1 protein-coding gene and 1 pseudogene are annotated in these 2,606 nt (G+C 40.9%); one reads left to right on the top strand and one right to left on the bottom strand.

Annotation, left to right across the window (positions count from 1 at the left end; translation table 11 throughout):
- Window positions 1-1,840, top strand: a 1,840-nt coding sequence (locus Q0L68_RS19425; protein ID WP_296705905.1) for a sensor histidine kinase, incomplete at its 5' end; no start/stop codon positions are given.
- Here Q0L68_RS19425 and Q0L68_RS19430 read toward each other — a convergent pair.
- Window positions 1,791-2,606: pseudogene (locus tag Q0L68_RS19430) on the bottom strand (hypothetical protein); the annotation flags it as partial. The gene Q0L68_RS19425 and the pseudogene Q0L68_RS19430 sit on opposite strands and share 50 nt — an antisense overlap.

The following is a 2,606-nucleotide window of genomic DNA, read 5'->3' on the forward strand; positions in this document are numbered from 1 at the left end:
CCTTGTATATCATCGTATCGCCAATGCCCTTGGTGATCCGCACCAGATTGCCGTGGCTGAGCATTATCTGGGTTTGGTAAATCGGCTCCAGGGGAACTATTCGACAGCACTGACTTACTTTGAAAGCGCCTTGGAGCAATTTCAGTCTAATGTAGAAACCCAGTCCAGTTGCTTAGGTCCTTTATTTAACATTGGGGTTATTCACCAGATCGTAGGAGACTATGATAAGGCCCTGAAGTATTTTTACCAGGAGCTCGATTTAAGGAAGGAGTTGGGTATCGTTCAGGGGTCAGGAAATACGTTAAACAGCATTGGGATTACCCTAAAAAAGATGGGAGACTATACCCGGGCTCTGTCTGTGTACGAAGAGGCATTGCAACAATCGATTGCCGCGGGTGATAGTATAGACCTGTCCAATATTTATAATAATATGGGTACCGTCAAGGAACAATTGGGAAATAATGAAGGGGCATTTATAGACTACCAACTTTCATTGGCGCTCGATAGAAAGGATGACTATCAGTCAGGAATTGCTTCCAGCTACGAATCCATTTCAACTATATACCTTAAATATGGTGAATTGGATTCAGCAATGGCCTATGCACTGAAAGCCTATGAAATCCGAAAAAATCTGGGAGAACTAAAGGAATTGATCCAAAGCGGTCATCATCTTGTGACAATTTCGCTGGAAGCGGGCAACATCAATGATGCATGGATGTATGCCGAGATAACTACGCCCAAATGTGAAGAATTGGGTGTGGCTGAAGTACTTATGAACAACTATAAGTTGCTCGCCGAAATCTATCATAAGAAAGGCGAGATAGATCTGGAAGCTCAGGCACTCCGGGCGCAACTTTTTTGGAAAGATTCTTTATTTGATCAAAGAGCTATCGAAACCGCCAGAAATCTTCAAGTGCAATATGAGACCAAGGAAAAAGAACAAATGATGAGCTCGTTGCAGAAAGAGAATGAGCTTGGAGTACTTTTAATCTCAAGACAACGTAAATGGCAGTCTTTATTGATTTTAGCTCTGGGGTTAGTTTTCTTTTTACTGATTTTAGCTGTTCGATTTTATCAGCTAAAAATTGAAGCGCATCAATTGAAGGCAGCACAAGAGAAAATTCTTAAAGAGAAAAAGGTGAAAGAATTGGAGTCTAATAACCGGATTTTGCAAATGAACGCGATGCTAGAGGGACAAGAAGCCGAACGGATTCGAATTGCCAAGGATCTTCATGATGGCCTCGGAGCCCTACTTTCTACGGTCAAATTGCATTTTCAATCCGTACAGAAGGAAATTGAGGCTCTTTCGAAATTAAATATCTATCAAAAAGCAAACAATCTATTGGACAATGCCTGTACGGAAGTGCGTCGGATTGCCCACAATATGATGCCGGATGCTTTGTCCAAACTTGGACTTGTTCAAGCATTGGAAGATCTTTTGGAAGGTCTGCGGTTGAAGGGACAAAAAGTATCCTTGGAAGTCATTAATTTCGAAAATCAGGAAATTCCGAAAGAGGTCGAATTAATGATATACCGCATCATTCAAGAATTGATTAATAATATTACCAAACATGCGGAAGCTGGGAGCATTATTGTACAATTATCCATTCATGAAAATGAACTTTTTATTTCGGTTGAAGATGACGGATGCGGATTTGATGTGCAAGAAACTTCAGATGGCATCGGTTTGAAAAACATCAAATCTCGGGTAGCCTACCTGGGAGGAAGTCTTGAAATGGAGAGTATAAAGAATGTGGGTACGACGATGAATGTCACGATCCCTTTGCCTACTACTCCAACACAGAAATCTGATAGTCTATCTGATCCAGTGCACTTATAATCGAAAAAGATCGACTATTTAATTTTTCCAGAATTGATTTTGATTGTCTCAGTTGGTCGATGACTGGCTTCATTGTATGTCCGGACTTCTGATTTATTCTATATAGTATCTGAGCATAATTGAGGTAACAAAAAGCCAGTGCTTCGGACTGCCATGGAAATAGTGTGACCTTGCTCTCCGCATTCGAGAAATACTCAAAGGCTTCTTCATAGTTAGCTTTGGACAGGGTGTGATTTCCTTGTTCAAAAAAATGATCGCCTTTTTCCTTTAGATCAATGGCTTTGTCAATCATAGCATGTCCCCAGGTGTTTTCATTTTTGGAGTTTGACTGTAGATGGTATGCGGCTCTGGCTTCGATAATTTTGCGATCCAAATAATTTTTCGCTAAGAATGATCGAATGGAATCTTCAAAATTAATTGGGCAATGAGTTTCTGTGTCTACAGAATCCTTCTCGCCAACAAAATCCTGAAAGCTTAAAGGGCAAGCTAAAAGTTGAAAGAAATCTAAGGCAGGAAAATGATTTGTAATGAAAAATCTCGGATCGGTCATAAAGTAATCGACCTGGTACTCCTGTTTGAAATAATCTTCTGTATACAGCGTATTACTTTCCCAGGTGGCATCAAGGAGGTAGTATTTATTTTCTAGCATGACTATGTTCCAGGCATGATCAGGCTGCTCACTTATTTCCCTATGACTGTTTAGGTCCTGGCTAAACCCCACGACGGCCATACAGGGGAGCTCGGCAATCTCCGCCATGTGGCAAAT

This window comes from Algoriphagus sp., from assembly GCF_024642405.1.
Classification (GTDB): domain Bacteria; phylum Bacteroidota; class Bacteroidia; order Cytophagales; family Cyclobacteriaceae; genus Algoriphagus.